A 6,614-nucleotide genomic window follows, 5' to 3' on the forward strand; every position below is an offset into this window, starting at 1 on the left:
TCCGTAATGGCGGCCAATCTTTTGGCCCAACGATTTCCGTTTTGACTGGCCCAGTATCACCGTTATGCTTGGCCCAATGACTACCGTATTAGACATAAGTTACAGAATTGCTATGGCATTGAAAAATTAGAAACTGAATTTAAGTTTGTTTTCAACAGAAAAGAAAACGAAATATTTTCAAATTGCTTTGTTGTATATGCACCAAATGGTGTTATGAAGACATCATTAGCGAGAACTTTTTCGCAACTATCTAATGGGCAATTTCCTAAAGATGAAATCTACGAGCGGGATATGGTTTGTGAGGTAGCGGCAGATGGAGTTGTGCTAGCTCCTAATGAAATCTTTGTCATTCACTCATCCATTGATACAAGTAAAGAATCTGAACATACATCTGCATTACTGGTTGACGCTGTTAGCAAAGAAAAATATGATGAAATCTCAAAAGATATATTGAAGCGAAAGGACGCATTAATAACCAATCTGAATAAGTGTTCTGGAATACCCAAGAAAGATCTAGAAAGCCAGCTACTAAAAGACTTCAATGAAAAGGATTTCTTAACGTGTTTACAGAATATTGATGCTAAAGTATTTGAAGATGATCTTTCTGTTATCAAATACAATGACATATTTGATGGAGATGTCATCGAGATATTAAAAAATAACACCCTGACCGAAAATATTGACAAGTATGTCGAGGAATATAATAAGGTAATTTCGGCGTATCCTTACTTTAAAAAAGGAGTGTTTAACCCCGCGAAGGCTGAAAAAGTGTCTGGCACTCTTAGCAAAGAAGGTTTTTTTGCCGCAAATAACACCATCAATCTTCATGGAGAGGATAAAGCTTGGACTCAACAGGACTTAGATCAAAAGCTTAAGGAAACTCAAAAAAGTATTCTTGAAAACCAGGAGCTAAAAAAAGTCCGTGACCTGATGCTTAAAAAAGCAAAATGCGTCAAGTTCCAGGAAATTGTAGAAGGTTTGGATGATCCTAACATTTTGTTGTTAGAAATAAAAAACCTAGAAGAATTCCGCCAAAGATTGTGGAAATCTTATTGTAAAAACGATGCTGAGTTTAGCCCTTTTGTAAATGACTATACTGAGAAAGAAAAAGAATTGATCGAAATAGAAGGTAAGGCGAATTTTGAATCTTCAAGATGGAAATCGGCAATTGATATTTTCAACAATCGGTTCTTAAATATGCCCTACGTTTTAGACATAGAAAATAAACAAAGCTGTTTAGTCGGTCGAGAAGTACCCAATGTGGTCTTTCTTTTTACTGATGAAAAAACAGGAAAGAAGGTCTCATTCAAAAGATCTGAGCTTCATGGTCTTAATATACTTAGCCAAGGCGAAAAACGGGCCTTATATATTTTAAATTTAATATTTGAAGTTGAATCAAGAAGGAATAACAAGCAAAAGACTTTATTTATTGTTGATGACATTGCAGACTCGTTTGATTACAAGAATAAGTATGCTATAATTCAGTATCTGAAGGACATTTCGGAAGAACCAATGTTCTACCAGATCATCTTAACCCATAATTTTGACTTTTTCAGAACAATTCAAGAAAGGATATTAACTTCCAACAAGTGGGATAATTCTTTCATAGCACAAAGGAATAAAGATGAAATCGTTCTGATCAAGGCTGGAAAAAAGGAAATTACAAATCCTTTTGAACAGTGGCGTCAAGACATGGATAAAGAAAAAAAAATCTTTGTGGCCTGCATTCCCTTTGTCAGAAACCTCATTGATTTTAAAGAAGGGAGCTCTGAGAATTATATGTTGCTTACATCTCTCTTGCATATAAAAGACGATTCTGAAACTATAAATGTTGGTAAAATAAAGGAAGCCTATTTAGACAATTTAAAAGGCATTAATTTGGATAATTATGATCAAAATGATAAGGTTTTAGATTATATCTATAGTGTTGCCGATGTTATTGAAGCTGAAAAAATTAAGGATGACAGTATAAATTTAGAAGACAAAGTAGTATTGTCGATGGCAATTAGATTGAAGGCGGAGACTTTGATATTATCCAAGATCAAGGAAAATCCAAAATTCAAGGGTAACCAGACCGGTAAGCTCACCCAGGTATTTAAAGACGAATTTAAGGATGTTGAAGCTATGAAACAGTTTATTGCAGTATTTGATGAGGTAAATCTTATTACGCCGGAAAATATCCACTTAAATTCATTTATGTATGAGCCTATATTGGATATTTCAACCCATCATCTTAAAAATATTTATAAAAAAATTAAAGACTTATTTTAAGTACGCATTTCACACTTTCTTATTTCCATGTACGATTTACATCAGTTAGGTTGGTTCAGTTTTCAGCAGTTAGTATTGACTATCGCCAAAGAAGTTTTTGGCCAAAATGCTATGTCATTTTTAAGCAGCAACGATGGTGGTCGAGATGGTAGTTTTTCTGGAGATTGGGCAGTCAATGAAAAAACATCACTAAGTGGGAAGTTTGTATTTCAATGTAAGTTTACAAGCCAACAAAACTATAATATCAAATTTGCTGACTTAAAAGAGGAACTTCCCAAAGCAGAAGCATTGGTTAAAAATGGATTATGTGATATTTACATATTAATTACGAATGCGGGAATTTCTGGTAAGATGTCAGCGAAACTTGAAACGGCACTTCGAAATCTGGGTGTTAAACATGTTGTTATCTTAGGGTCTAACTGGTTATTTCAGACTATTCAGGAAAATAATAGACTAAGGAGATTGGTTCCTAGGATATACGGATTAGGTGACCTTAGTCAGATATTAGATGAAAGGGTCTACTTGCAGGGGCGAACTTTATTGGAGTCTCTCAAGGACGAACTTGCCAAAGTTGTTATCACTACTGCTTATCAAAAGGCAGCTGAAGCCTTGGATATTCATGGTTTTGTTCTACTTGTTGGAGAACCGGCTGCGGGCAAGACAACCATTGCATCGTTATTGGCTATGGGCGCACTGGATCAATGGAAAGCATCTACATTAAAACTGAGTACGGCTGAGCAGGTTGTCAAGCATTGGAATCCAGATGATCCGTCGCAGTTTTTCTGGGTAGATGATTGTTTCGGTGTTACACAATACGAATCAAACCTTGTTCATAAGTGGAACCATAACATTACCCATATCAAGGCAATGTTAAAGTCAGGGGCGAAAATAGTTATGACTTCAAGAGACTATATTTATAATCGAGCCCGAAACGATCTTAAGGAAGGTGCGTTTCCGATTTTGAACGAAAGCCAAGTGGTAATAGATGTCCACGACCTTACCATCACGGAAAAAGACAAATGCTTTATAATCATCTGAAAATGGGTACCCAACCACTTGATTTTAAAAGAGAAATTAAGCCTTTTTTGGAATTCATAGCATCTCTTCCAAGCTTTATTCCAGAGACTGCCAGACGGATCGCTGCCCCATTTTTCACCAAGAACCTGTATATTTCCGAATGGCACTTAGCCGAATTTGTCAAAAAACAGGAAAGCTTCTTGGTAGATGTTTTAAGCGGATTGGATAGGGACAGTGTGGCCGCATTGGCGTTGATCTATATGAATAACGATAGTCTTTCCAGTCCTATTAATTTAAAACAGCATGAGGTGTCCGCAGTCGATCGTATCGGAAGTTCCCTTGGGGGCTGTACAGAAGCATTGAATTCAATGAAAGGTAATCTTGTCCAATTTGTGTTTACCAATGATGATCCAATATGGAAATTTAAACACCCCACTGTGGGTGATGCGTTTGCCATATTTGTCGCAAAAAGTCCCGAATTGATTGAAATATATTTACAAGGAAGCGTTATTGAAAAATTGATGGAACAAGTTTCCTGCGGCGATGTGGGAATTGAAAAAGCTATTGTAGTGCCTACATCGTTCTTTGAACTTATTTTAAGCAGACTTAAAAACTTTAAGACCACGAAAGCCTATAAGTCTGAACATCTATCGATATGGGGAGCAAAAAGAAAACTTCAGGAGTTTCTCACCTCCAGATGTTCTGGGAAATTTTTAACGCGATACATAGCGGAAAGTCCTGACACACTCGTACAGGTCACTAACCCAGGCCTTTATTTAGATTCAGTTGCAGAGGTTGGTCTTGCCTATCGTCTTCATCATTTCAAGTTGTTACCTGAAGAGAACAGGAAAGCATTTGTTGCTAAAGTCTCTCAATATGCCGTTGAAGGACAAGATTTATATGCGTTAAAATCAACTAAGATTAGGGAGATTTTTACCGATAAGGAATATCAAGATTTAAAAAATAAAGTTGAAAAAGAGTTGATTCCAAATCTCAATGATCTGACTGAAAAGTATCAAAATAATTTTGATAAATCGGAGGAACCGGAGGATTATATGGATCACCTCAAAGGGATTTTCAAAATTTTGGAATCTCAGTTCGAAGATGAAGAAGAAATAATTGACAAGATACAAGGTGAAATTGAAAATGTCGACGAATGGATTAGTCAGAATACATTTGATAAGCCAGAGAAAAAAGCACGCGAGAGACTTGCTGACGAAGCCATTAAGCTTAATCCGAATGAGCAAAGGAGTATTTTTGACGATATTGATATATTTTGAAAGCTTTGTTATCTCTGAAATTACACACGATAATGGTATTGCTATCTGTCATAATTGCTACCTAAATATAAATAATATAAATTGTATCTAAACCATTCTCAATATGTCTCCTAGAAAAAAGGCAACGAATCCTATAACACAATCTGAAAATGAAACCATCAGTTCAAATATTAATCCACTAGTCTTTATCAGTCATGATACTAGAGATGCAGAACTGGCGGAAGAATTCAGCAATCTTTTAAAAAGTGCGAGTGCTGGGGCATTAAAGTCATTCAGATCGTCAGACAAAAAAGGAACCCAAGGAATTGAATATGGGATGGAATGGTATCCCGCCATTATGGATAAGATTGATGAGGCATCTGATGTTGTTTGCTTGTTGACCCAACACAGCGTGGACAGGCCTTGGATTCTATATGAAGCTGGTGTGGCAAAAGGTAAACTTGATAAAAAGGTGATTGGAATCGCACTAGGTATTCCTTTTAGTTCTGCCATAACTGGGCCATTTGCTCTTTTTCAGAACAACAGTGGTGATTCGGAATCCATTACCAAGCTCGTACTTGAACTGGTAATGAAGGTTCCAGGATTAGATCCTGACAAAAGCCTAGTAAGGCTACTAGTAGATAAATTTGTCGAAAAGGTTAAGGAGATCACAGAAAAAAAGACAGAAGATGGTGGCGAAATTGAAAAAGCCGAAAGTGTAGATGAAAATTCTGTAGCCAAATTATTTGAAGAGGTTAAGATTATGTTTGATAGCCTCCCTTCGAGAATTGAAAATAGAATTGATCCCGATATGCGTAGAAAGAGAAGAAAATCACATCCTATGATGCTGGAAGAAATGCTTCATTTTGGATTTGAAGATGAAGAGCCGTCTATCGGATTTTTGATGTTAGTCAGTTTGTATAAGGACGATTTTCCCTGGTTTTATGAAATAGGTGTTGATACCTACCGAGGTTTAAAAGCGGTTAAAAGTAATGCTGAGCGTGAAAAAATCATTCGCACTTTTGAACGTGCAACTGAAATGCTTTCTCATCCAATAATGAGAGAGTTCCATGGAGAATCGAAAGATAACTATTTCCTTTTCAAGGAAACAAGGCATATGTTCCATCGTTATTTGGAACGCTTTTATACAGACAAGAGATCAGAGAAATAAGCATTCATAAACATACTAAGAGTAATTAAAATGTTGTGGGTTATCTCAGAATTAGATATAGAAGATACTTTGATTTGCATTTTTTAGTATAAAATGCTATATTTATGTATAGCATTTGCAGCTATTCTTTATTAAATAAAAGGTGCGTTATTCGGGGAGTTCGAATTTCAAAGCCACTCTAACATATTGCAAACGTTGGTTTTTACACTAGGTGCAAATCCCAGCGGGATCACAGAGAATATATCAAAACTACGTAAAAGCTTGCAAGTCAAATGATTGCAAGCTTTTTTCGTTTACGGGAATACCCAAAATTCACAGTGAAAAGTGAGTGATTCGGTGAGTAAAATTGAGGGATTTTGAACTCACCAAAAACGATATAAATTATTGATTTACAGAAAGTTCAACCATTGAACGACTTGACGTATATAGACTGCAAGGCTTAACTGTCTTTCTGACATGACAATGGAAGCCGTTTGCGAGTATTTCCAGTTGACTAAAGAAAAGCTCAAATGTTATACAAAGAAGCAGTTAAACCAGGGACACTGGATTTAATTCATCAGCTGATCAAAGATCAGCAGCTCAATTCAATTTACCTTGTTGATGGAACTTCCTTATCCTTAAGAATTTGACGCAGAGAATCTATAGACATTGACCTGTTCAATTCCTCAGATTTTGCTGGTCAGTGCTTACAGATTTAAAGCAGCGTGGTGTTGAAGATATCCTTGTGGCCTGCATTGATGGATTAAAGGGGTTTCCTGAGGCGATAGCCGCAGTCTTTCCCCAAACCCAAATCCAGCTTTGTATTGTGCATCAGATTCGCACCAGTCTGCGGTATGTACCTGAGAAAGATAAAAAGGCCGTTGTTGAAGATCTGAAGCCGGTTTACAAGGCGAACA

At 36.4% G+C, this 6,614-nt stretch carries 4 protein-coding genes and 1 pseudogene; all 5 read left to right on the forward strand.

Features of this window, described 5'->3' with window-relative positions; translation table 11 throughout:
• Nucleotides 1–213: 213 nt before the first annotated feature.
• Entirely contained in the window at nucleotides 214–2,271 is a 2,058-nt protein-coding gene (locus BLW16_RS22650) for a hypothetical protein (protein ID WP_090560169.1), read from the forward strand.
• A 27-nt stretch (nucleotides 2,272–2,298) separates the two neighbouring features.
• A complete protein-coding gene (locus BLW16_RS23575; RefSeq protein ID WP_217631629.1) occupies nucleotides 2,299–3,309 on the forward strand; it encodes an nSTAND3 domain-containing NTPase in 1,011 nt (336 codons plus the stop codon).
• Between the two features lie 2 nt (nucleotides 3,310–3,311).
• A complete protein-coding gene (locus BLW16_RS23580) occupies nucleotides 3,312–4,568 on the forward strand; it encodes a hypothetical protein (protein ID WP_217631630.1) in 1,257 nt (418 codons plus the stop codon).
• 103 nt (nucleotides 4,569–4,671) lie between these two features.
• Entirely contained in the window at nucleotides 4,672–5,718 is a 1,047-nt protein-coding gene (locus BLW16_RS22660; RefSeq protein ID WP_090560170.1) for a toll/interleukin-1 receptor domain-containing protein, read from the forward strand.
• A gap of 679 nt (nucleotides 5,719–6,397) precedes the next feature.
• Nucleotides 6,398–6,614 (forward strand): annotated as a pseudogene (locus BLW16_RS22665) (transposase); the annotation flags it as partial.

Origin of the sequence: Pedobacter hartonius (genome assembly GCF_900107535.1) — a bacterium.
Lineage (GTDB): Bacteria > Bacteroidota > Bacteroidia > Sphingobacteriales > Sphingobacteriaceae > Pedobacter > Pedobacter hartonius.

Coding starts and splice junctions, on each gene's coding strand:
- BLW16_RS22650 (WP_090560169.1), top strand. CDS start 214: ATGAAGACATCATTAGCGAGAACTTTTTCGCAACTATCTAATGGGCAA.
- BLW16_RS23575 (WP_217631629.1), top strand. CDS start 2,299: ATGTACGATTTACATCAGTTAGGTTGGTTCAGTTTTCAGCAGTTAGTA.
- BLW16_RS23580 (WP_217631630.1), top strand. CDS start 3,312: ATGGGTACCCAACCACTTGATTTTAAAAGAGAAATTAAGCCTTTTTTG.
- BLW16_RS22660 (WP_090560170.1), top strand. CDS start 4,672: ATGTCTCCTAGAAAAAAGGCAACGAATCCTATAACACAATCTGAAAAT.